1 protein-coding gene is annotated in these 239 nt (G+C 33.5%); it reads right to left on the minus strand.

Annotated elements, in window-relative coordinates; genetic code table 11:
• A partial coding sequence (locus AAEY75_RS16930; RefSeq protein ID WP_502944464.1) for a nucleotidyltransferase family protein occupies positions 1-239 on the minus strand: 239 nt, incomplete at both ends.

Genomic DNA, 239 nt, shown 5'->3' on the forward strand with positions numbered 1-239 from the left:
ACAATCAGAGTTAGTTATCTCACAGCTATAAGTGTCATCTAAGAACCGATTTAAAGCTTCCATATCGGGTAAGGTAACTCTTATACCTACTAAATCTTCCATTTGAGCCAGTCTCATAGTTGTTCTTACAACTAATTTATTAGCTATAGACTCCAACCTTTTTGAACGAGAAGAAACAATGCTTTGTTCAAAGATCTGCAAACGTTTTAACTTGCTCTCTAATAAAGCCAAAAAATATT

It is taken from the genome of Psychrobacter sp. TB55-MNA-CIBAN-0194 (genome assembly GCF_040309505.1).
Taxonomy (GTDB): Bacteria; Pseudomonadota; Gammaproteobacteria; order Pseudomonadales; family Moraxellaceae; genus Psychrobacter; species Psychrobacter fozii.